Genomic DNA, 22,595 nt, shown 5'->3' with positions numbered 1-22,595 from the left:
TAAGTTTATTGTATTAATTATAACAATTTTTAAAAAATAAAGAAACGTGAAGCGCTTACATACAAACTACAGTTCTCTTTTTTAGCAAAAAGATGAAACAACCCTTACTCTATGCTATATTAAAATGGAAAATTAAAATTTTTGAGCTTAAAATTCATTCATTATTTCGTATTTTAAAAGAACATAATATGATGACTGTAAAAATAAAGTTATATTTTTGGGGAATAACAATATTTTAGAATACGAAATTGAAAGGGTTTGAAGATGTATAGCTGATGGAGTTGCTTAAACATTTTAATCAACACGTTGAAGCTTGTATGGGAGCAGGCTGATCTTTTAGTGAGGCATCGTCACGATTAAAGGGTTGAGGTAAACACCACTTTTAATAACGTTTTCAAACTTCAAGTATTGTATTGAGGGAATCATTAAATATTTTCATTCACATGATGCCGTTTCTAAGAGAGGGAGGGATGGAAATCAAATGGATAAAATTACGTTTTTAAATGAATTAGAGCAAGAACTCGCACCGTTGTCTAAAAAAACACGTGATAATCAAATGTATGATTATGAGAGATATTTTTTCGAACAAGAAAGCAACGGGAAAAATGAATACCAGATTATGGGAGAACTAGATTCACCTAAACAAATTGGTAAGAAAATCGTAGCAAATCATGCGATTAAAAATGCGGAAACACAACCGAGTATGAAGTCAATTGGTAAGGCTATCTTCGCTTCTTTAGGTTTGGGACTTGTCTCGTTATTGATTATTTTATTACCGATGATTTTTGTGGGTTTGATTATTTTAACCTTTATGCTCATGGCGTTTGGTTTTATATCTGCACCCCTGTTCTTAATTGTGCACAGTGTTGTGAATCAAAATATGAGTGTCGCGATGAGTAACTATCTTTTTGCATTTTCATTTAGTGGACTCGGTATCATGATATTGGTATTAATATTAAAACTTGTACAGTATATATATAAATTAATCATTAAATATCTACGATGGAATATTGGCCTCATTAAAGGAGGTACGCTCAGATGAGAAAGTGGTTTTTAATTGGCTTGGGCATTTTCTTAACGTGTTTCATACTAGCGACAATCTTATGGTTTGGCTTTGAGAAGCAAGATAATAAAGCGAATGTCGTAGAAAAGACGTATAAAGATCCGAAAATAAGTCAATTTAATATTGATGCTTCTACCTCTAATGTGAAATTACATCCTGGCTCTAAATTCAAAGTTCACTATAAGGGGAAAAAGGCCGTTAACGTAAAGAAACAACATCAGACAGTCAAAATTGAAGAAGACAAAGAAGCGAATGATGATTATGGATTGAACTTCAATCCATTTAGAAATTCCCAAAACACGGTAGATATTACAGTACCTAAACAACAAATAGACGTGGCGAAGATTAAGGCATCAGGTGGACGTATGGATATTGAAGATATCGATATTAAAAAAGTAGTACTATCTAATGAAAATGAACCAGGACAATGGGTGACTGTTAAGGATTCAGTTATTGATCAACTACGGTTCAATGCAAAATCGACAGCGTTAAACATTGATAAAAGTAAGATTAAAGATGCTAACATCAAGTCAGATCAAGCACCATTAGATATTACTGATACTGTGTTACAAAAAGCGATTTTAATCAATAAGGAAGAGGATATTAATTTAGAACGTATTAGTGGTATAAAAAGCATTAAAGGCTCCACACATCAAAGTAGTATTAATGTGTCATTTAAAAATAAACCTGAGAATATGATACTGAAACTCAATCCAGTAGAAGGTAAAAGTTATGTTGAAAATGAACATTTCGTTAATGATAAAGTAGGTAATGGTGAAAATGAGCTTGAACTTTATACTGAACAAGGAGATATTGTCATAGAATAAAAATAATATCTTGCAGTTAAATGACAGAAATCAATCATAATCATTAAAATAGGGACTTAACACTGAACAACACAAACGCACAGTGTTAAGTCTTTTTATGTTATATGAGTGGTCTAGTCGTTCGCAAAAGTGATAGGGGTGTCGATGGTGCCTGTAATTGTTTCTTGTGTCAATTCTTCTCCATTTAACCATGCATTGAAGTCAAAACGCGCGGGAGTCTGTCTTTCACCTAAACCGAGCCAAGCGACTAACTGTTGAGGTTCGTACATGGCTGTATGAATCGTACCTGACCAACTTCGAAATTGTTTGCTATAAATTTCGTATTTTGGATCATTAAAAATTTTGAAAGCATCTTGTTTCGATAAATCTGAGGATGTTTGTTTAAGTAAACGGTGTAATCGTTCTTTTGATTCTTTCGTGTAGTTACGGTTTTCGTGTGTCAGTAACTTATAGTGGTTCGTACACGTCTTATCATACCGCACATCTATGGCACGTGGAGATGCCTCGATAATGGCGTGATTTAACTGACGATCCATGACGATATAACTAAATGAACTACGATGTGGAAGTTCTTTTAAGAAGCGGATTGCTTCATCTACATCTTTACAACACTCTAGTATGAGTCGCCCAATCATATAACAGACGAAACCGTCTCCTGGATTTTTACGGTGCATAAAATTATAGCCCATGGAAAGACCAGATTCGTTCATGCCATCCATTCGACCTGTAATACGGGAAGTTGGACCAATTTGTGCTAAGCCACCATCATTAGGTTGAAAGAGTAGATATCGGCCATCGTAAGTAGCTGGATGATAATCATAATTTCGTACCATGTAATCATTCCCCAAAAACACAGTACAACCACTTTCTTTTTGAGGTGCAAAGCGATAATTGGCAAAGTTAAGTACCATTTGTTCCATCGGCAATTCTAAGATTGTTTCCATGCCTTTAATTTCTTCCCAAATTTGTGGTGCATACATTTGGAATATGTGATACGTTTCATCGACGTCTACATTAAATCGTGGTTTGCGCTTTTTCCATTCTTTCTCTCTATTTTTTAAAATATTTGTTTGTTTGATCCATTGAGCGGCTTTGATACCGAGATCATAATGTGAGCCCCTAAAAGACATGACATCAGATTGTACATCTTGCATTTGTTGAACACCTACCATTATCAGAATCAACGTTTATATCATACGTTTTCAAATACGTTGTCAATTTCATTAGTTATGCATTTTAATGTAATATAAAAGCAATCAAATTACAATACTGCCGCTATATTAGCCATTTCTTACAAAATTGTAATTTTATGTAAGCGATTAGTAATTGTATTATTTCATCTCTGCCTTTACAATAAACATATACATTAAATATTTCACACTGGTGAGGTGATATGAATGCGCAATTATTATAATACGATCAAAGGTGTATTTAGAAGATGGTGGAAAAATTAAACACCATTTACACAGCGAATATTCTTATAGCAATTGGTGAAATGAACTAAAGTGATGTTTGAATCACTTCTTTATAAAATTGACAACACACACTTCTTTAATGTTAAGCTTAATAAATAGTTTCGTGTAAATGTGATTATATTCTTTTTATTAGGGTATATATTTATCGATACTTATTTTTATGCTATTATTAACGATAGCTAAATTAGAAATTTATTGAGGTGAATCAAACATGTGGAATTTTATTAAAGGTTTATTCAAATTTGTATTCTTTACTGCTGTCACTTTAACAGTAGTAACTGGCGTTGGTATAGCTGCTTTCGCTTACATCTTCAAACAAGACTTTGAAGATATTGAAAATAAAACAAAAGAACTTGTTTCTGATATCGAATCAAACAACTAATACAATTTGAATATCATATAGGGCAGGCTGGGACTGATGAAGTTCCAGCCTTTAACATATTAATAACATGAAAGTGAAGGTTGGCTGAATTGAAGCGATGGTCATATAATGCGTTCCAATTTCAGCCATTTTGTATGTTTGGAGTGATTATGTTCGTAATGAAGTTGGATTGCTTATTTTACTCAAAGTGGATGAATACGCATGACATCAAATAATGAGAAGCAGACTTTTTCTCCATTAGCACAAGATTTACCTTCCAAGACCATATTTAAAGTATCGATGCGAATGATATACATATCAATATCGCTGATCCAACCTTCTTCGTAGTATTCAATTTGTACAGGGTAGTTCTGATGCAAAGCTTGATGGAGTTGGAGGTTGAGTTCATGAAGTTGATCATCTGAGAGCACTGGACGTTCTATCTTATCTTGATCTGCAACGTATTGTTTTAATCGTTCGAACTGTTCGGGTAAAGTAGCGAACGGTTGCCATTTCACCATACCCCGCCCTTTAGGAATGTTGGGATTCAAGTATTGGCGCGGAATCTTACGATAATCTGTTTCATGTTTATAACGTTCAGGTATCATTTTTATTCTCCTTTCAAAGTCTATTATAGAACACGTGTTCGTATTTCTGCAACATATTTTTGGTATTACGAGAAATTAATTCTCGATATCTTTAACGAACTCCATATGTGTTGAGTCATTTATGAGAGTGGCACAACTAGACCTGATCCTCAGTAGTTGATAAGATAAAGTTAAGCAAAATAACGAAATGGTACTGGAGTGATGAGTTATGACAACAACTGGATATGTAGGTACGTATACGAAAAAAGAAGGTAAAGGCATTTATCGTTTTGAACTCGATGAAGCACAAGGTAAATTAACTGAGGTTACGACAGGTTATGAACTTGAAGCTTCTACATATGTGCAACAACATGGATCTTTCTTGTATGCAATTACTAAAGAAGGTGCGGATTGCGGACTTGCAAGTTTACGTATCAACGACGATGGCACATTGACATTGATTAACCAATGTTTAGCGTCTCAAGGTGGTACAGGATGCTACGTCGATGTATCAAAAGATGGTCGCTTTATTTTTGAAGCGGTGTATGGCAACGGACTGGCTCGTATATACGAAGCTGATCCTGAAACAGGAGAAATCAAACGACTCATTCAGGAAGTAGCTCATCAATACTCAACAGGGCCGAAAGAACGCCAAGATGGCTCACATGTGCATTTCTTATCTCAAACACCAGACGGTGATTACGCGGTTGCAATGGATTTAGGTACAGATAAAGTTGTGACCTATCAATTTGATGAAGATGGCTTACATGAATATAAAGTCACTGATTTTGAACCAGGTGATGGTCCTCGTCATATTACCTTTTATGAAGGTGGACATTATGCATATATCGTTCATGAATTGTCAAATTACGTGAGTGTTGTAGCGTACGAGGATGGATCATTTGAAGAGCTTGAGCGACACCTTACAATTCCTGAAGATGCACCAAGTGATACAAAACTTGCGGCAGTGAGATTATCCCATGACCAACGATTTTTATATATCTCAAACCGCGGTGATAACAGTATAGCCATCTTTAAAGTACAAGATTCAGGGGCTGCACTAGAACTTGTAGATATTGTGAAAAGTGAAGGAGATTTCCCTAGAGATTTTAATATCACTGACTCAGATGATTATCTCGTCTGTGCACATCAACAAGACGACTATGCATTAGTTGTATTTAAACGTAATAAAGATACAGGTGAATTGACTTTAGTAGATAAACAACAGACCGCTCCTGAAGGGGTATGTGTCCAATTCCTAAAATAAATTAACAAGCAAAAAAGCCATGGTAACGATTGTGATTGTCCTGTCGTTGACCATGGCTTTATTTTTTATTAGTTATTAAAGAAGGCTTTAATGTATTTTAATTTTCCTTTATATGGTGGGAAGAGTAAGCTCGATTCGAGTCGTGTTGTTTTAAAGGTATACGATTTTTTATGACTGAATGTATCGAAGCTATACTTACCATGATAAGCACCTATGCCTGAATGACCGACGCCACCAAACGGAAGAGAAGGATTGGTAATATGCATCAGTGTATCATTGATAGCGCCACCACCGAATGACACTTCATTGAGTATGCGATCAGTCGCATTTTCATCTTCACTGAAAAGATAAAGGCTAAGTGGTTTCGGATATTTATGAACAAACTCAATGGCTTCTTCAAATGTGTCGTACGTAATGATAGGGAGTAATGGGCCAAAGATTTCTTCTTGCATAATCTTCGCATTGGCAGTCATATTTTCAATCAGTGTAGGACCGATATACCGGTCGTCACGATCAGTGTCACCACCGAAAACAACATCTGCAAGATGCGTCTGTAATAAATCATTTAAACGCACGAAATGTTTGTCATTTACGATACGACCATAATCTTCACTCTGTTGCGGATGTGCGCCATAAAATTCTTGAATTGTTGTCTTCAATGCGCGAACGAGTTGTGACTGTACCTTACGATCAACGAGAATGTAATCAGGAGCGATACAGGTTTGACCCGCGTTGACGAATTTTCCAAAACAAATGCGTTCACTGGCAACCTTGATGTTCGCAGTTTCATCCACAATGACAGGGGATTTACCTCCGAGTTCTAGAGTTACAGGTGTGAGCTGTTTGCTCGCTTTTTCATAAACGTTGCGACCTACTTTTTCGCTACCCGTAAAGAAGATGTAGTCAAATGGAAGATCGAGCAATGTCTCCGTCACTGCTGCATCACCTTGTACCGTCGTTACATATTGTGAGTCAAACGCTTCGCTAATCAATGTTTCAATGACTGCAGACACGTGAGGGGTATACTCTGATGGCTTGATGATTGCCGTGTTACCTGCAGCGATGGCACCGATCAGTGGCTCGATGACGAGTTGGAAAGGGTAGTTATACGGACCAATGATCAAGACTGTGCCATAGGGTTCTTTCATGATGTAACTTTTCGCTGGAAACATATATAAAGGCGTATTAATCTGTTTACGTTTGGCCCAATTTTTTAGTTCTTTACGCGCAGTTTTGATGTTTTTTAACACGAAGCCTATTTCTGTCGCGTATGCTTCGACTTCATTTTTACCTAAATCTTTAGCAAGCGCTTCAAGTAAATCTTTCTCATGATTACGAATGCTGTGACTTAAAGCTTTAAGGCGTTTCTTTCTGAATTTAATATCTTTCGTTTCATGCGTATTGAAATACTGTTTACTTTGCTTAAATAAATGTTCGACTGAGGTCAACGTAGATACCTCCTTTATGCGAGTCAATAGTGATAAAAAGAAGTGGAACAGAAATCTAACGTGACTGTTTAAACAGCAATTGATTCCGCATTAGATTTCGTATTCCACTTCATAACATGTCTAGCTGTGATCATTTAGAAATTGATGCTATTGTTTCAGCAATTCTATAAAAATGGGACTACTGCCTCATTTATCTATCTTACACAGCTTTTTCATCTCGGTCATGTCGAAGATAATTTAATTGTATATTAAGACATGACTTTGTATGTCTTATTTTAAAGCGTCAGTGATTTGAGGTACGACTTGTTTTTTACGAGAAACAACGCCTGGTAAGAATGCAGTACCGTTGTCTAATTCAACGTCAAATGCAGTACCTACTTTATCTTTTTCTGCACCTACAACGAGTACTTTAGAATCACTGTTGATGATATCTGTGACGAGCAATACAAATAGGTCATATTTTTCATCGGCACTGACTTCTAACATTTCTTTTTCTAACGCATCACGGCGATCGAATACTTCATCGATATCAACAGTATTCACTTGAGCGATACGTGTTTTGTAATTACCCATGTCGAATGTTTTCGCATCCATGTTGATGATGTCTGATTCAGATTTGTCAGTTGTTGATGCACCTGCTTTTAACATGTCTAAACCGTAAGATTCCAAATCAACATCGGCAATTGATTTTAAGTCTTCTGCTGCTTGAACATCCTCATCTGTACATGTTGGTGATTTGAATAATAAGCTGTCTGAAATGATACCAGAAATCATGAGTCCAGCGATTTCAGGTTTAATTTCGAAGCCGCGTTCTTTGTACATTTTATAAAGAATTGTAGCTGTACAGCCTACGGGTTCAGCACGATAATAAAGGGGTGCTGCTGTTTCGAAGTTAGCGATACGGTGATGGTCAATCACGTGTTGAACTGTCGCATTTTGAATGGAATCTGCACTTTGTTGTGCTTCGTTGTGGTCGACTAAAATCACGTGTTGATCTGTAAGGTCATCAGTTAGTAGTTCTGGTGCTTCGACATTGAAATAATCTAATGCGTATTGTGTTTCTGGTCCCACTTCACCTAAGCGATAAGCAGTTGCATCGGTGTTACCAGTTTGATGTTCGAAGTCTGCCATAATCAATGCTGATGAAATAGCATCAGTATCTGGATTTTTGTGACCGAAAATATAAGTTTTTGTCATTGTTAACTTCTCCTTATCTTATTATTGTATTGCTCTCATTTTATCACGTTTAGGTGTTAATCTTCTACTGTAGCACCCAATGAATTTTCAAAGTGAGTCAATGCCCAGTCGTGGCCAGTTTGGTCGAATGAAGCTACACCGCTTTTCGGAATTGTCATATGATAACCGAGGTTATATCCTCCAACTGCTGTGTGTAAGACACAGATATCAGTACATACGCCAACGATTTCGATTTCTTTAATATCTCTTGCACGTAACATTGAGTCGAGTGGGGTACCATGAAATGAATCGTAGCGTGTTTTATCTAAGAAGTGGACGTGTTCGTGATCTTGAATCGCTTCGTATGTGTCTTTCACTTCACCATAGAGTTCACGACCTGGTGTATTGGCAATGTTGTGAGGTGGAAACAAGTTATATTCTGGATGTGTGGTGTCATTTTCATAGTGTAAATCCATCATCATGAAAATATCTTGTTCTGCTTCATCGTATGCTTTCATGCGTGAAACAATAAACGGTTCAATATCTTGTGCTGGTTTTCCTGCTGTGAGTTGTCCATCATCTGCAACAAAATCATAAGAATAATCTACAACAATTAAAGCTTTATTTCCCATTAAAATTCAACTCCCAATCTTAGTTTGAAATTTTATACTCAATAGCATAACGCAGATTGATAAAGATTGCTAATTAACTGAAAATGAGTAATTTTATCTGTTCATTGATATGTAGAACCTTTCGTTTATAATAAAATGAAATACCAAATCCGAGTTAAGCTTCTATAAAAATGAGGACATCATATGGGCGATAAATCTTTAATTTTCATGTAAAATAAGGTATTAAAACGGGTATGACAAGGATTGAATGAATTCGAATCAACTAAAGGAGAATGGATGAGATGATCATAAATGCCAGAGATTTTGGCTTAAAGGGTGGCAATAAATTTCGGGATACGTTCGCATTACAGCGTGCTCTAAATTATGCGAAAAAGCATCCGGGTACGACGATTTATGTACCTAAAGGCGTTTATCACATAGTTAAAGCATTAATCACTTATCAATCAACGACATTGTGGCTAAGCGATGAAGCCGTACTACTAAGAAAAGGAAGAGATGCTTTATTAAAAAATGGTCATCGTTTCAAGTTGTATCACGGTTATGAAGGAAACAGCCACATTCATATATATGGAGGTACATTTGATATGAATGGTGCACAATATCCTTACAATAATACAGCATTATGCATGGGGCATGCGACAGATATTCAGTTAAGTCATGTCACGATTAAAGATGTCGTAGGTGGTCATGGGATTGATGTATGTGGTGTAAATGGTTTTTATGCGAGCCACTGTCGGTTTATCGGCTTTAACGATGCTGGAGACACACGGACATTTTCTGAGGCAATCCAACTCGATATCCAAGTCCCAGGTGCATTTCCTAAATTTGGTGCAACAGATGGTACGATCACTAAAAATGTGATCATTGAGCGTTGTTACTTTGGTGATTCTGGGACTAAAGGTATGGGTGCTTGGAATCGTGCAATCGGTTCTCATGCTAGCCGTTATGATCAATACTATGAAAATGTACACATTCGCTATAACATATTTGAAGGTGTTCAATTTTATGCACTTACGTTATTAAAGTATAAAGATACATTTATTCATCATAATACCTCTAACCAATGCATAGGTGGACTGCGTTATTTAGCTGTGAAAGATGGCAAAAATGCGATGAATCAACAGAAATATGATATGGGGACACAGGCAGGCTGCAATTGTTTTATTTACCAAAATGTATTTAACGGTGAAATGAAAAAGGATGCGATTCACATTCGGAGTTACAATGGTGTTCCGCACGAAAACATATTGCTAGCTTGTAATGAATTTAATGATAAAAATCAGCGAATCCATCTAGAAGATATCAATGATTTAAGATTAGATTCATCCGCTATGGCACGTGTAACGGATCGTAGTAGAAACCTTAATACGCATCAGCCAAACTCCAGTAAGGCATAAAGGCGAAAAATGACAGTTGTGTAAGCGTTTTAATATTTGTATAATTATTCTATAGTGTGGATATAAATATTAAAACTACATAGAATGATTATTTTATAGCTGTACAATTTGTGGGGTTGAATGAATTCATTTTGAGCCATGAATGTGCAGAGAGAGTGGGGGATGGCGATGTTAAATCAGAACAAGCCGATGTTTCCTAACTATTTGACGTTTTTCTCACACAAACAACAGGGCAAGTCTTATAGTTTAGGACAGTTCATAGGGCTCATCTTAGGGCCATTGTTATTCATCTTAACGTTAATGTTTTTTCATCCTGAAGGGCTAGCATGGAAAGGCGTTTTCGTACTTGCGCTGACATTATGGATAGCCGTGTGGTGGATTACTGAAGCGATACCGATTGCAGCGACGAGTTTATTACCATTGATATTGATGCCGTTAGGGCATGTGCTGACTCCTGAAGAGGTATCGGCTCAATATGGTAATGATATTATTTTTCTATTTTTAGGTGGATTTATTTTAGCTATAGCGATGGAACGTTGGAATTTACATACGCGTGTTGCACTCACGATTATTAAGACGTTAGGGACGAGTACAGGTAAGATTATGCTTGGATTTATGATTGCGACAGGTTTTCTATCGATGTTTGTCTCTAATACTGCAGCAGTAATGATCATGATCCCGATAGGACTCGCTATTGTAAATGAAGTTAATGCATTAAAAGGCCAGGAGATTGAGCAGCAACATATTTCAAAATTTGAAAAATCACTGGTCCTTGCGATTGGTTATGCGGGAACGATTGGTGGATTGGGCACGTTGATAGGTACGCCACCATTAATCATCTTGAAAGGACAATTTCATTCAGCATTCGGCCAAGAATTAAGTTTTGCGAAATGGATGATAGTCGGTATACCTACTGTTATCGTATTACTACTATTCGTCTGGCTCTATTTACGTTACGTTGCTTTTAACCATGGGCTAAAGGAATTACCTGGAGGAAAAGCGCTCATTCAACGTAAACTAGATGAATTAGGCCATATGAAATATGAAGAGAAGGTGGTCCAGGCCATCTTTATCTTAGCAAGTGTGTTATGGATTAGTAGAGAGTTTATATTGAAACAATGGGAAGTGACGTCACAGGTCGCGGATGGCACGATAGCGATGTTTATTTCAGTATTACTGTTCTTAATTCCAGCTAAAGATAAATCGAAACACAAACGTATCATTGATTGGGACGTTGCTAAAGAACTACCATGGGGAGTACTCATCTTATTTGGAGGCGGCCTTGCACTAGCAAAAGGAATCTCTTCAAGTGGTTTAGCCAATTGGTTAGGTGAACAACTGACGTTACTCGATGGCGTGAGTCCGTTACTTATCGTAATCGTCATAACATTGTTCGTCTTATTCTTAACAGAAATTACGTCCAATACTGCAACGGCGACGATGATTTTACCAATTCTTGCAACACTGTCAGTCGCAGTGAATGTACATCCATTGTTACTCATGGTGCCTGCAGCGATGGCGGCAAACTGTGCGTATATGTTACCCGTCGGCACGCCACCGAATGCGATTGTATTTGGTACAGGTAAGTTAGAAATTAAAGAAATGGCTAAAGTAGGTTTTTGGGTCAACATGATTAGTGTCATTATCATCGTTGTCGTCGTTTATTATTTCATGCCAATTGTTTTAGGTATTGATATTACTCAACCGCTTAAGCTTAAAAAATAATATTTTCAATAAAAAAGAGCCTTTATAAGTAGACGTGCATGTGATACACATATGTATGCTGTGCTACTTATAAGGGCTTCGTTTATTTTAATTGAGTAAACGACCCGATTAATTTCACATCAAAATCGAGCGTTTCTAATATGGACAGCGCTTTGTTTAAATAAAGATTCTGAGGGCTCGTAGCTTGGACGAAAAAGCGATACATACCAAGTTGGGTTTTCAGCGGTCGTGATTCAACCCAAGAGAGATTGATATTAAATAATGCGAAAGTATTTAATATGCTTGCGAGCACACCTGCTTTATCATATTTAGGTTCAATAAGTAATAACGTGTCGGTTGCATCTTCAACCTGTTGCAACTCACTCGTCACAACGAGAAAACGAGTTGCGTTGTGTGGATAGTCTTGAATATCTGTTGCGAGTGCGTGGAACCCGTTACTCTCACCACTACCGAGTGGGGCAATCGCGCCTGTTACCTCATCGATGTAGTCAAAGCTTTGAATGGTACTTTCTGCATAAGCATAAGTGTATCCCTGCTGGTGAATAAAATGATGCGTTTGACTGATAGCTGGTGCGATAGAATAAACGCGCTGTATTTGATCCAATGTTACGTCTTTTAAACCATATAAAGCAAATTGAATATCTAAATAAATCTCACCTACCGCAAAGACATTTTGTTCCGCTAAGGCATCAGCCACAATATTGATAGTACCTTCAATGGCATTTTCAATAGGGACGACTGCAATACCTGTATGATCTTGACTGACAGCTTGAATGACTTCGTAAAGATTGGTGCACGGTTTAAAATGAACCGTTTGTTCGGAGTAATGTTGGTGTGCTGCGAGATAGGAAAATGTGCCTTTCGGGCCTAAATAATATAAATTCATTGGGATTTACCTCATCGTGATTTAACTTTCTGTTAATATTAATGATTATTGATGGAAAGGGCAACCGTGCTGAGACTTTTTCTTGTAATAAAAGTTAGGATCTCGCATTTCATTATTATATCCATGATGATAATTTGAAACTAAGGTTGGTGATAACGAAGGCACAAGCCAAGACCATTTTCCAGTCACAGTTCTACCTTGTAATTGCTCATTACGCTCGAATAGTTCAAATTGTTTAGAAGCGGTTAAATGATCCACCATTGTGACGTGTTCTTTTTTAAAGGATTGGTAGACAGCATCATTTAATTCCACGAGCGCACGGTCTTTATTAAATGAATTATTTCTGAGATTATCAAATCCGAAGGCCTCTGCAACAGGCTCCAACAAGTTATAACGATAAGTATCGGTAAAGTTTCTGACAGCAATTTCATTCACCATGTACCAGCCGTTAAATGGTGCAGTAGGGTACGTAATACCACCAATTTTTAAATCCATGTTCGAAATAATCGGTACTGCATACCATTTTAAACCTAAATCTTTTAATTTAGGGTAACGGTCATGTTCGATGTTAACCTCTTTAATCAATCCTTCTGGATATTCGTGTATGCGTACGGATTGTCCTGATAATTGATAGATTAAAGGTAAGATATCAAATGACGTGTGGGGCGCTTTCCAACCTAGATGGATGGCGAGTTGGGTCATATCTCTTTCTGCTGGATCGCCGATATCATCATAACCGGCATAACGGATGAGTTGATTGTTGAAAATATGGGGTGGTTGTTCTGGGTGATAGATCGTAATATAAGGTCTGATTTTACCGTTGTTCGTCGCTTTCTCGATATGTTGTTCGATAGAATCAATGAAAGCTTCATCAGTAGATACATCTCGTGCATCAACGACATTTAATGACTTCCAATGCACACGACCGATGCAGCGATTCGCATTCCGCCATGCCATCTTAGCGCCATAAGTCAATTCTTCTGATGTATGCCAATATGTTCCAGTTTGTGCGATTGATTCAGTGACTTCAGTGAGCCGTTTTTGTATGTCTTCTTCAGTATAACCGAGTTCAGTATACATCGTTTGAATAAAAGATTTTGCTTCTTGTAACATAGGACCACCTCATAGCTATTATAAATGATTTATGTCGTATATTAATGAATTTATTGTGAAACGTAATAAATAATATAATGATTTGTCACATTTTCAACAAAAAAGTACGATTTCTAATGGCGATTATCTTTATCAGTTAGCTCATAAAAAACCTCAAAATGAAGGAATGGCGCGGATTTTTATCATTCGCAATCAGATTTGTTTATGATAGAATGAATAAAAAGGGCGATTGGAGCGATAACTATGTACAAATATAAAGATGATAGTTTTGTTTTACATAATGATTTATATCAAATTAATATGGCAGAAAGTTATTGGAATGACGGCATTCATGAACGAAAAGCAGTATTTGATTTATATTTTAGAAAAATGCCATTTGAAAGTGGATATGCGGTATTCAATGGTTTAAAACGTGTGATTGAATACATTAAAAACTTTCACTTTTCCGAAGATGATATCGAATATTTAAGATCTATCGGCTATCCAGATGATTTCTTGGACTACTTAAAATCACTGAAATTCACAGGTAATATTCGATCAATGGCAGAAGGTGAATTGTGCTTTGGTAACGAGCCTTTACTTCGTGTTGAAGCCCCATTAATCCAAACACAACTCGTCGAAACGATGTTATTAAACATCGTCAATTTCCACGTGCTCATTACAACGAAAGCAAGTCGTATCAGACAAGTTGCACCAGATGATACATTGATGGAATTTGGTACACGTCGTGCACAAGAGGCAGATGCAGCATTATGGGGTGCACGTGCAGCATACATTGGTGGATTTAATTCTACAAGTAACGTGAGAGCAGGTAAATTATTCGGATTACCGATCTCTGGTACACATGCGCATTCGTTCGTACAAACATACGGCGACGAATATGTTTCCTTCAAAAAATATGCAGAACGACATAAAAACTGTGTCTTCTTAGTAGATACTTTCCATACGTTGAAATCAGGTGTGCCTTCAGCAATTAAAGTCGCAAAAGAGCTCGGTGATTCTATCAACTTTGTCGGCATTCGTCTTGATTCAGGTGATATTGCCTATCTTTCTAAACAAGCACGCAAAATGTTAGATGAAGCAGGGTTTACCGATACACAAATCATCGCATCAAATGACCTCGACGAACAAACGATTACCAGCTTGAAAGCGCAAGGCGCTCGTGTAGATTCATGGGGTGTCGGTACGAAATTGATCACAAGTTATGATCAACCAGCGCTTGGTGCGGTATATAAACTCGTTTCAATTGAAGATGAAAACGGTGAATACATCGATCGTATTAAACTCTCTAACAATGCTGAGAAAGTTACAACACCAGGTAAAAAAGATGTCTACCGCATCATCAATAAAAAAACACAAAAAGCAGAAGGGGACTATATCACTTTAGATTATGAAGATCCAAATGAAGCATCCCCACTCAAATTATTCCATCCGGTACACACGTACAAAATGAAATTCATCAAATCATTTGAAGCGAAACCGTTACACCATGACATCTTTAAAGATGGAGAACTTGTTTACGATTTACCTTCAGAAGATGATGCACGTCAATATCTCTCAGATAATCTTTTATACCTATGGGATGAAAACAAACGTTATTTAAACCCACAAGATTACCCAGTAGATTTGAGTAGTGCTTGCTGGGAAAATAAACAACGTCGTATTTTTGAAGTTGCAGAACATGTAAAAGAAATGGAGGAAGAGCATGAGTGATCTACAATCTATCGTCGTAGAAGAAATGAAAGTGAAACCTACGATAGACAGTGAAAATGAAATTAATGATATTATGCATTTTATTAAATCTTATGTACAATCACACCACTTTATTCAAAGTATTGTATTAGGTATTTCAGGTGGACAAGATTCTACCTTAGCCGGTAAGTTAGCGCAAATGGCTGTTGAATCATTGCGCAAAGAACATAGAGATGTGCGCTTTATCGCAGTTAAGTTACCTTATGGTCAACAAAAAGATGCTGATGAAGTCGAAGATGCTTTAGAGTTTATTCAACCTGATGAAACGATTACGGTGAATATTAAACCGGCTGTAGATCAAAGTGTTGCTTCATTAAAAGAAGCAGGGATTACTTTGTCAGACTTTGAAAAAGGAAACGAAAAGGCACGTGAACGTATGAAAGTTCAATTTTCCATTGCAGCCAACCAAAGTGGAATTGTGCTAGGAACAGATCACTCAGCTGAGAACTTAACAGGCTTCTTTACGAAATATGGTGATGGTGCAGCGGATATCGCGCCGTTATTTGGTTTGAACAAACGCCAAGGACGTCAGTTATTAGCCTATTTAGATGCACCACGTCATCTTTATGAAAAAGCACCTACGGCAGATTTAGAAGACGATAAACCACAGTTACCAGATGAAGAAGCTTTAGGTGTCACTTATAATGACATTGATGATTATCTAGAAGGCAAAACCGTTTCATCTGAAGCTAAAGAAACGATAGAAAAACACTATGTTCGTAACGCACATAAAAGAGAACTCGCCTATACGCGCTACACATGGCCAAAGAATAAAAATTAATAAAAACTAATAATTTTGTAGTGACAAGCTGCTTATGACTTGATAAAATGATTTGAATTTAATGAATGATGAAAGGGAAGAAACGATGTCAGTAATTACTTCAGATCCATGGCTAATGGTGTTAGCCATATTTGTTATCAATGTCGCTTATGTCACTTTTTTAACGATGAGAACGATTTTAACGTTAAAGGGTTATCGCTACACTGCTGCTGTTGTTAGCTTTTTAGAGGTACTTGTTTATGTCGTTGGATTAGGCATGGTCATGTCTAGTCTGGATCAAATTCAAAACATATTCGCATATGCTTTAGGCTTTTCAATAGGTATTATCGTCGGAATGAAAATAGAAGAAAAACTCGCTTTAGGTTATACTGTAGTTAATGCTACATCATCTGAATATGAGTTAGATTTACCACGTCAACTCAGAGATTTAGGTTATGGTGTGACACACTATAGTGCATACGGAAGAGACGGCAGCCGTCTCGTGATGGAAATCTTGACGCCGCGCCGATTTGAACGCAAACTCATAGAAACGATTAAGCAAATGGATGAAAAAGCATTTATCATCGCTTACGAACCACGTACGATCCATGGTGGATTCTTAGCACGTGGCGTGAGAAGTAAGAGACTTAAACAATACGATACAGAAGAAGTGGAAACGCTATGAAGAAACAACAAAAATTCAGAGTCGAAGCGGACGAAACGATTCAAGATTGTTTAGCACGTATGAGAGAAGCAGGCTATATGCCAGTGAAACGTTTTGAAAAACCAGTCTATCAAGAACTTAAAGATGGTTCTGTAGAAGTATTAAGACAAGAGATAGAATTTGTGGGTAAGCGCATCTTAGATAGTGAATAACTCAACTACAACTATCTTGTCACAATTAAATAACGAAAGAATGTACAGGGGATTTTGTGTTCCAATAGATTGTTTTACGATGTGAGGTTTCATCAGTCACAATAAATTTGGTGTAACGCTTCTTTTATAGGAAGAAAATAGACAATCATTTTGGGAGACGATCCCCGTTTTTTTATAAAAAGTTAAAAAATTTTATACTTTTGTTTGTATTTTTGATAAACTAAGGATGAAACGTCTAAAGACGAACTATAACTTTGAATTTTGTTTTAATGTACATATTTTCAAGAAAGAAACTGACTAAAGATAGGAGTATTAGACTATGATTGATCGTTATTCTAGAGAAGAAATGGCTAATATTTGGACTGACCAAAGCCGCTATGAAGCATGGCTAGAGGTAGAAATCTTAGCTTGTGAAGCATGGAGTAAATTAGGTGACATTCCTGCTGAAGATGTGGAAAAAATTCGTGCCAATGCGAAAGTAGACGTTGCACGTGCAAAAGAAATAGAAGAAGAAACACGCCACGATGTTGTCGCTTTTACACGCCAAGTTTCTGAAACACTCGGGGAAGAACGTAAATGGGTTCATTATGGTTTAACGTCTACAGATGTAGTAGATATGGCGTTAAGCTATCAAATTAAACAAGCGAATGAAATCATTGAAAAAGACTTAAATCACTTCTTAGATGTACTTGCTGAAAAAGCAAAAAAATATAAATACACACTCATGATGGGACGTACACATGGTGTACATGCTGAGCCAACAACATTCGGTATTAAAATGGCATTATGGTATACAGAAATGAAACGTAATCTAGCACGTTTCAAACGCGTCCGCGAAGAAATTGAAGTTGGAAAAATGAGTGGTGCAGTGGGTACATTCGCGAATATCCCACCTGAAATCGAAGCACATGTTTGTAAAGAATTAGGTCTAGGTTGTGCACCTGTTTCAACCCAAACATTACAAAGAGATCGCCACGCATACTACATCGCAACACTTGCCTTAATTGCCACTTCTTTAGAAAAATTTGCAGTTGAAGTCCGCAACTCACAAAAAACAGAAACAAGAGAAGTAGAAGAAGCATTTGCGAAAGGTCAAAAAGGCTCTTCTGCCATGCCACATAAACGTAATCCAATCGGCTCTGAAAATATCACAGGTATTTCACGTGTCATCCGTGGCTACATTACAACAGCTTATGAAAATGTACCGCTTTGGCATGAACGTGATATCTCACATTCTTCTGCAGAACGTATCATGTTACCAGATGTAACGATTGCATTGAATTATGCGTTAAATCGTTTTTCAAATATCATCGAACGTCTTACCGTTTTCGAAGATAATATGAAAGAAAATATGAATAAGACATTTGGCTTAATCTTCTCACAACGTGTCTTATTAGCATTGATCGATAAAGGTATGGCACGTGAAGAAGCTTATGATACAGTTCAACCGAAAGCGATGAAATCTTGGGAAACCAAAACACCGTTTAGAACATTGATTGAGGAAGATTCAAACATCACTGATTTATTATCCGAATCAGAACTTGATGAATGCTTCAATCCAGAACACCACTTAAATCAAGTCGATACCATCTTCCAAAGAGCTGGTTTAGAATCCTAAGAAGTTTGTTCAATATCAAGCTTTCATTTAATCAACTTGGGTAAAAATAAGCAATAGTGAAAGAAATAGAGTTCATTTTACCTGTTCTAATAATTAAAAAGCTTGTATATTGCTTTCTAACGTTAAAAAGCATTGTGAAATATGTTGAATTTTTAGTACAAAACCTCTAAACTTTAACGTATTAGCACGTTAAAACGAGATAATTTGAGTTAAACAGGGGTTGTTTTCAATGCAAATAGAAAAAATTCGAGGGGATGCTTTGAATGAGCTATTCGAAGCTATTCTGACATTAGAAACACGTGAAGAGTGTTATCAATTCTTTGATGATTTATGTACCGTCAACGAATTGCAATCATTGTCACAACGTTTACAAGTTGCGAAGATGATCAAACAAGGGTACACGTATGCGACGATCGAAGAGGAATCCGGTGCTTCTACTGCAACAATTTCCAGAGTGAAACGTTCATTGCAGTGGGGTAACGATGCCTATACGATGATTCTAGAACGCATGAATATAGAGACAACAGATTAACGCCATATTCATATAAATTAAGGTTGGTTCAGCTGAGTGAACGATTGATGATTTGGAGGGGTAGTTTCCTCATCATGTTCTACTCAAGTTATTGAACCAACCTTTTTAAGTTGTATGGTAAGTGTTCCATTTTTTGATGTCATTAGCCTTAGAACTCATATGTTAAAAATGCTATAATGATAGGTATGTAATCAAAAGGAGTTAAGAAGATGTATGACATAAGTGGATGGCGTCATATTTTTAAATTAGATCCTGCCAAGCCTATCAGTGAAGCGGCTTTGCGGGCGGTTTGTACGTCCGAAACAGATGCGATCATAATCGGAGGCACAGATCAAGTGACAGAAAGAAATATTAGTCAGTTAAAGTTTAGAGTGAGACGTTATTCAAAACCATTGGCATTGGAATTGTCGCATGTAGATAGTGTGGTGCCTGGATTTGATGCTTATTTGATTCCTACTGTGTTAAATAGCACGGATGTGACGTACCATAATGGAATCCTGTTCGACGCATTGAAGACATATGGTCACTTGATTGATTTTGATGAGGTTGTATTTGAAGGTTATGTGGTACTTAACCCCAACAGCAAAGTAGGCCAAGTCACACATGCAAAAACGCGACTCACTGCAGAAGATGTAGAAACGTATGCGCAAATGATTGAATCTATGTACCGTCTGCCTGTGATGTACCTTGAATATAGTGGAACTTACGGCGATGTTGAAAAAGTGAAGGCCGCTGCTGAAACATTAAGTCATACACAATTAGTCTATGGTGGCGGTATTACCAACTTTGAAGAAGCGCAAGCCATGGCAGCATATGCGCATACCATTGTAGTTGGTAATATCATCTATGAAGATCTTAACCAAGCATTAAAAACTGTAAAGATAAAGGAGTTACCAGAATGAATCCGTTAGTTGATAAGATGAATGCTGAACAAAGTGAAGCAGTACGCACGACTGAAGGACCATTATTGATTATGGCCGGTGCCGGTTCAGGTAAGACGCGTGTGTTAACCCATCGTATTGCCTATTTACTCGATGAAAAGGACGTATCTCCTTACAATATCTTAGCCATTACGTTTACGAACAAGGCTGCAAGAGAAATGAAAGCACGTGTCGAAAATTTAGTTGGTGAAGAAGCACAAGTGATTTGGATGTCGACATTCCACTCTATGTGCGTACGTATCTTACGACGCGATGCAGATCGTATCGGGATTGAACGTAATTTCACGATTCTAGATCCAACTGATCAGAAGTCAGTGATTAAAGATGTATTAAAAAATGAAAATATAGACAGTAAAAAATATGAGCCACGTTCATTTATCAGTGCAATCAGTAATTTAAAAAACGAATTAAAAACACCGAAAGATGCGCAAAATGAGGCACAAGATTTCTATTCACAAATGGTTGCGACAGTTTATAGTGGCTATCAAAAACAATTATTCCGAAATTCAGCATTAGATTTTGATGACTTAATCATGACGACGATTCATTTATTCGAACGTGTACCAGAAGTTTTAGAATACTATCAAAATAAATTCCAATATATTCACGTAGATGAGTATCAAGATACCAATAAAGCACAATATACTTTAGTTAGACAGTTAGCGGATAAATTTAAAAATATTTGTGTCGTAGGGGATTCTGACCAATCAATTTATGGTTGGCGTGGTGCAGATATTCAAAATATCCTTAACTTTGAAGAGGACTATCCAGATGCGACAACGATTTATCTCGAACAAAACTATCGTTCTACTAAAAATATTTTAAACGCTGCAAACGAAGTCATTAAAAACAATAATGAACGTAAACCTAAGGGACTTTGGACGTCTAATGTCGAAGGTGAAAAGATACATTATTATGAAGCGGACACAGAACGTGATGAGGCACAATATGTTATCAGCGAGATTATGAAACACCACCGTAACGGTAAGCCGTATAACGATATGGCGATTCTTTATCGTACGAACGCGCAATCTCGTGTGTTAGAGGATACATTTATGAAATCTAACATTCCGTATGTGATGGTTGGCGGTCAAAAATTCTATGATCGTAAAGAAATTAAAGATTTACTCAGTTATCTTCGCATTATCGCAAATAGTAATGATGATATCAGCTTACAACGTGTGATTAACGTGCCTAAACGGGGTATTGGACCAACTACAGTAGAGAAAATCCAACGCTATGCTTCAGATAATGAAATCAGCATGTTTGATGCTTTAGCTGAAGTTGATTTTATAGGATTATCTAAAAAAGCGACTCAAGCATGTATTAATTTTTATGACGTGATACAGAATCTAATGAAAGAACAAGAATTCCTTGAAATCAGTGAGATTGTAGAAGAAATTTTACAAAAATCCGGGTATAGAGAAATGCTAGAACATGATCAATCGATTGAAGCACGCAGCCGACTAGAAAATATCGACGAATTCATGTCTGTGCCGAAAGAATATGAAGAAAATACGCCACCAGAAGAACAATCACTTATTAATTTCTTAACTGATTTATCACTAGTCAGCGATATCGACGAAGCCAATGTCGAAGATGGAGTAACATTGATGACTATGCACTCAGCGAAAGGGTTAGAGTATCCTATCGTCTTCATCATGGGTATGGAAGAATCATTATTCCCACATATTCGTGCCATTAAGAGTGACGATGATCATGAAATGGAAGAAGAACGCCGCATTTGTTATGTTGCGATCACTCGAGCTGAAGAAGAACTTTATCTCACACATGCTACATCTCGCATGTTATATGGCCGTTCTCAAGCTAACATGGCTTCTCGTTTCTTGAGAGAAATTCCAGAGACATTACTCGACGACAATCGACCAAAAACTTCAACAGGAACACAAATACGTCAAGCAACTAAGAAACCACCTAAACGTCCACACAGTCAACGAATGGCAGCCTCTAAGAAAGCGACAGCCGAGACCGATTGGCATGTTGGTGATAAGGTCGTTCATAAAGCTTGGGGTGAAGGTATGGTGAGTAACGTAAATGAAAAAAATGGTTCTGTAGAATTAGATATCATCTTTCAGTCCGAAGGGCCTAAACGTTTGTTAGCCCAATTCGCACCGATTATGAAAAAGGGGGAATAGAGT

General features: G+C 37.0%; 21 protein-coding genes. 14 read left to right on the top strand and 7 right to left on the bottom strand.

Translation table 11 applies throughout. The annotated features are described in order from the left end of the window. The first annotated feature begins 481 nt into the window (after positions 1 to 481). The gene (locus ACSBRB_RS09070) at positions 482 to 1,042 is read left to right on the top strand and encodes an HAAS signaling domain-containing protein (protein WP_435032520.1); all 561 of its coding nucleotides are present in this window, start codon (positions 482 to 484) and stop codon (positions 1,040 to 1,042) included. Beyond that, a complete protein-coding gene (locus tag ACSBRB_RS09065; protein WP_435032519.1) occupies positions 1,039 to 1,890 on the top strand; it encodes a DUF4097 family beta strand repeat-containing protein in 852 nt (283 codons plus the stop codon). The genes ACSBRB_RS09070 and ACSBRB_RS09065 overlap by 4 nt, the downstream gene beginning before the upstream one ends. A 113-nt stretch (positions 1,891 to 2,003) precedes the next feature. Here the strand turns inward: ACSBRB_RS09065 and ACSBRB_RS09060 are convergent, their stop codons facing one another. Continuing rightward, entirely contained in the window at positions 2,004 to 3,044 is a 1,041-nt protein-coding gene (locus tag ACSBRB_RS09060; RefSeq protein ID WP_435032518.1) for a C45 family autoproteolytic acyltransferase/hydrolase, read from the bottom strand. Positions 3,045 to 3,576: 532 nt separating this feature from the next. Between ACSBRB_RS09060 and ACSBRB_RS09055 the strand changes: the two genes are divergently transcribed. After that, complete coding sequence (locus tag ACSBRB_RS09055) at positions 3,577 to 3,747, top strand: hypothetical protein (protein ID WP_103170803.1); 171 nt, start codon at positions 3,577 to 3,579, stop codon at positions 3,745 to 3,747. 182 nt (positions 3,748 to 3,929) lie between these two features. Here the strand turns inward: ACSBRB_RS09055 and ACSBRB_RS09050 are convergent, their stop codons facing one another. Continuing rightward, positions 3,930 to 4,334 carry a YolD-like family protein gene (locus ACSBRB_RS09050; protein ID WP_435032516.1) on the bottom strand — a complete coding sequence of 135 codons (405 nt, stop codon included), beginning with the start codon at positions 4,332 to 4,334 and terminating at the stop codon, positions 3,930 to 3,932. A 208-nt stretch (positions 4,335 to 4,542) separates the two neighbouring features. On the opposite strand from ACSBRB_RS09050, the gene pglS reads away from it, so the two are divergent. Next, positions 4,543 to 5,580 (top strand): 6-phosphogluconolactonase, encoded by a 1,038-nt coding sequence (gene pglS, locus ACSBRB_RS09045; RefSeq protein ID WP_435032515.1) that lies wholly within the window; start codon positions 4,543 to 4,545, stop codon positions 5,578 to 5,580. A gap of 68 nt (positions 5,581 to 5,648) precedes the next feature. Here pglS and ACSBRB_RS09040 read toward each other — a convergent pair whose 3' ends face one another. The 3 genes from ACSBRB_RS09040 to ACSBRB_RS09030 all read right to left on the bottom strand — a co-directional run bounded on the left by ACSBRB_RS09040 (position 5,649) and on the right by ACSBRB_RS09030 (position 8,836). Continuing rightward, complete coding sequence (locus ACSBRB_RS09040; RefSeq protein WP_435032513.1) at positions 5,649 to 7,028, bottom strand: aldehyde dehydrogenase; 1,380 nt, start codon at positions 7,026 to 7,028, stop codon at positions 5,649 to 5,651. 270 nt (positions 7,029 to 7,298) lie between these two features. Beyond that, entirely contained in the window at positions 7,299 to 8,225 is a 927-nt protein-coding gene (locus tag ACSBRB_RS09035) for a manganese-dependent inorganic pyrophosphatase (RefSeq protein WP_435032512.1), read from the bottom strand. 56 nt (positions 8,226 to 8,281) lie between these two features. Next, on the bottom strand, positions 8,282 to 8,836 hold the full coding sequence (locus tag ACSBRB_RS09030; RefSeq protein WP_435032511.1) for a cysteine hydrolase family protein: 555 nt from the start codon (positions 8,834 to 8,836) through the stop codon (positions 8,282 to 8,284). A gap of 281 nt (positions 8,837 to 9,117) precedes the next feature. On the opposite strand from ACSBRB_RS09030, the gene ACSBRB_RS09025 reads away from it, so the two are divergent. Beyond that, the gene (locus tag ACSBRB_RS09025; protein WP_435032510.1) at positions 9,118 to 10,233 is read left to right on the top strand and encodes a glycosyl hydrolase family 28-related protein; all 1,116 of its coding nucleotides are present in this window, start codon (positions 9,118 to 9,120) and stop codon (positions 10,231 to 10,233) included. 162 nt (positions 10,234 to 10,395) lie between these two features. Next, positions 10,396 to 11,958 (top strand): SLC13 family permease, encoded by a 1,563-nt coding sequence (locus ACSBRB_RS09020; RefSeq protein WP_435032509.1) that lies wholly within the window; start codon positions 10,396 to 10,398, stop codon positions 11,956 to 11,958. Positions 11,959 to 12,040: 82 nt separating this feature from the next. On the opposite strand, the gene ACSBRB_RS09015 is transcribed toward ACSBRB_RS09020, so the two are convergent. Continuing rightward, entirely contained in the window at positions 12,041 to 12,844 is an 804-nt protein-coding gene (locus ACSBRB_RS09015; RefSeq protein ID WP_435032508.1) for a prephenate dehydratase, read from the bottom strand. Positions 12,845 to 12,889: 45 nt separating this feature from the next. Further along, positions 12,890 to 13,957, bottom strand: coding sequence for a nitric oxide synthase oxygenase (locus ACSBRB_RS09010; RefSeq protein WP_435032507.1), 1,068 nt, complete (start codon positions 13,955 to 13,957; stop codon positions 12,890 to 12,892). A gap of 243 nt (positions 13,958 to 14,200) precedes the next feature. Here ACSBRB_RS09010 and ACSBRB_RS09005 point away from each other — a divergent pair, with 243 nt between their 5' ends. From ACSBRB_RS09005 to pcrA, 8 genes are all read left to right on the top strand, one after another. After that, entirely contained in the window at positions 14,201 to 15,670 is a 1,470-nt protein-coding gene (locus ACSBRB_RS09005; protein ID WP_435032506.1) for a nicotinate phosphoribosyltransferase, read from the top strand. After that, the gene (nadE, locus tag ACSBRB_RS09000; protein WP_435032505.1) at positions 15,663 to 16,490 is read left to right on the top strand and encodes an NAD(+) synthase; all 828 of its coding nucleotides are present in this window, start codon (positions 15,663 to 15,665) and stop codon (positions 16,488 to 16,490) included. Before ACSBRB_RS09005 ends, nadE begins: the two co-directional genes overlap by 8 nt. Positions 16,491 to 16,575: 85 nt before the next feature. Next, positions 16,576 to 17,154 (top strand): DUF2179 domain-containing protein, encoded by a 579-nt coding sequence (locus tag ACSBRB_RS08995; RefSeq protein WP_435032504.1) that lies wholly within the window; start codon positions 16,576 to 16,578, stop codon positions 17,152 to 17,154. Further along, entirely contained in the window at positions 17,151 to 17,345 is a 195-nt protein-coding gene (locus ACSBRB_RS08990; protein ID WP_435032502.1) for an NETI motif-containing protein, read from the top strand. Before ACSBRB_RS08995 ends, ACSBRB_RS08990 begins: the two co-directional genes overlap by 4 nt. A 319-nt stretch (positions 17,346 to 17,664) precedes the next feature. Continuing rightward, positions 17,665 to 18,963 (top strand): adenylosuccinate lyase, encoded by a 1,299-nt coding sequence (gene purB / locus ACSBRB_RS08985; RefSeq protein WP_435032501.1) that lies wholly within the window; start codon positions 17,665 to 17,667, stop codon positions 18,961 to 18,963. Positions 18,964 to 19,192: 229 nt separating this feature from the next. Then, the gene (locus ACSBRB_RS08980) at positions 19,193 to 19,495 is read left to right on the top strand and encodes a YerC/YecD family TrpR-related protein (RefSeq protein WP_059107778.1); all 303 of its coding nucleotides are present in this window, start codon (positions 19,193 to 19,195) and stop codon (positions 19,493 to 19,495) included. 209 nt (positions 19,496 to 19,704) lie between these two features. Continuing rightward, complete coding sequence (gene pcrB / locus ACSBRB_RS08975) at positions 19,705 to 20,397, top strand: heptaprenylglyceryl phosphate synthase (protein ID WP_435032500.1); 693 nt, start codon at positions 19,705 to 19,707, stop codon at positions 20,395 to 20,397. Continuing rightward, a complete protein-coding gene (gene pcrA / locus ACSBRB_RS08970; RefSeq protein WP_435032499.1) occupies positions 20,394 to 22,592 on the top strand; it encodes a DNA helicase PcrA in 2,199 nt (732 codons plus the stop codon). The genes pcrB and pcrA overlap by 4 nt, the downstream gene beginning before the upstream one ends. The last annotated feature ends 3 nt before the right edge of the window (positions 22,593 to 22,595 follow it).

It is taken from the genome of Staphylococcus auricularis, from assembly GCF_051172115.1.
Lineage (GTDB): Bacteria > Bacillota > Bacilli > Staphylococcales > Staphylococcaceae > Staphylococcus > Staphylococcus auricularis_A.
The sequence above is the reverse complement of the archived record's forward strand: the minus strand, read 5'-3'. Positions and strand labels throughout refer to the sequence as shown.

Coding starts and splice junctions, on each gene's coding strand:
- pglS (WP_435032515.1), top strand. CDS start 4,543: ATGACAACAACTGGATATGTAGGTACGTATACGAAAAAAGAAGGTAAA.
- ACSBRB_RS09005 (WP_435032506.1), top strand. CDS start 14,201: ATGTACAAATATAAAGATGATAGTTTTGTTTTACATAATGATTTATAT.
- ACSBRB_RS09035 (WP_435032512.1), bottom strand. CDS start 8,225: ATGACAAAAACTTATATTTTCGGTCACAAAAATCCAGATACTGATGCT.
- ACSBRB_RS09055 (WP_103170803.1), top strand. CDS start 3,577: ATGTGGAATTTTATTAAAGGTTTATTCAAATTTGTATTCTTTACTGCT.
- ACSBRB_RS08990 (WP_435032502.1), top strand. CDS start 17,151: ATGAAGAAACAACAAAAATTCAGAGTCGAAGCGGACGAAACGATTCAA.
- nadE (WP_435032505.1), top strand. CDS start 15,663: ATGAGTGATCTACAATCTATCGTCGTAGAAGAAATGAAAGTGAAACCT.
- pcrA (WP_435032499.1), top strand. CDS start 20,394: ATGAATCCGTTAGTTGATAAGATGAATGCTGAACAAAGTGAAGCAGTA.
- pcrB (WP_435032500.1), top strand. CDS start 19,705: ATGTATGACATAAGTGGATGGCGTCATATTTTTAAATTAGATCCTGCC.
- ACSBRB_RS09060 (WP_435032518.1), bottom strand. CDS start 3,044: ATGCAAGATGTACAATCTGATGTCATGTCTTTTAGGGGCTCACATTAT.
- ACSBRB_RS09020 (WP_435032509.1), top strand. CDS start 10,396: ATGGCGATGTTAAATCAGAACAAGCCGATGTTTCCTAACTATTTGACG.
- ACSBRB_RS08980 (WP_059107778.1), top strand. CDS start 19,193: ATGCAAATAGAAAAAATTCGAGGGGATGCTTTGAATGAGCTATTCGAA.
- ACSBRB_RS09050 (WP_435032516.1), bottom strand. CDS start 4,334: ATGATACCTGAACGTTATAAACATGAAACAGATTATCGTAAGATTCCG.
- ACSBRB_RS09070 (WP_435032520.1), top strand. CDS start 482: ATGGATAAAATTACGTTTTTAAATGAATTAGAGCAAGAACTCGCACCG.
- ACSBRB_RS09065 (WP_435032519.1), top strand. CDS start 1,039: ATGAGAAAGTGGTTTTTAATTGGCTTGGGCATTTTCTTAACGTGTTTC.
- ACSBRB_RS09015 (WP_435032508.1), bottom strand. CDS start 12,844: ATGAATTTATATTATTTAGGCCCGAAAGGCACATTTTCCTATCTCGCA.
- ACSBRB_RS08995 (WP_435032504.1), top strand. CDS start 16,576: ATGTCAGTAATTACTTCAGATCCATGGCTAATGGTGTTAGCCATATTT.
- ACSBRB_RS09030 (WP_435032511.1), bottom strand. CDS start 8,836: ATGGGAAATAAAGCTTTAATTGTTGTAGATTATTCTTATGATTTTGTT.
- ACSBRB_RS09025 (WP_435032510.1), top strand. CDS start 9,118: ATGATCATAAATGCCAGAGATTTTGGCTTAAAGGGTGGCAATAAATTT.
- ACSBRB_RS09010 (WP_435032507.1), bottom strand. CDS start 13,957: ATGTTACAAGAAGCAAAATCTTTTATTCAAACGATGTATACTGAACTC.
- purB (WP_435032501.1), top strand. CDS start 17,665: ATGATTGATCGTTATTCTAGAGAAGAAATGGCTAATATTTGGACTGAC.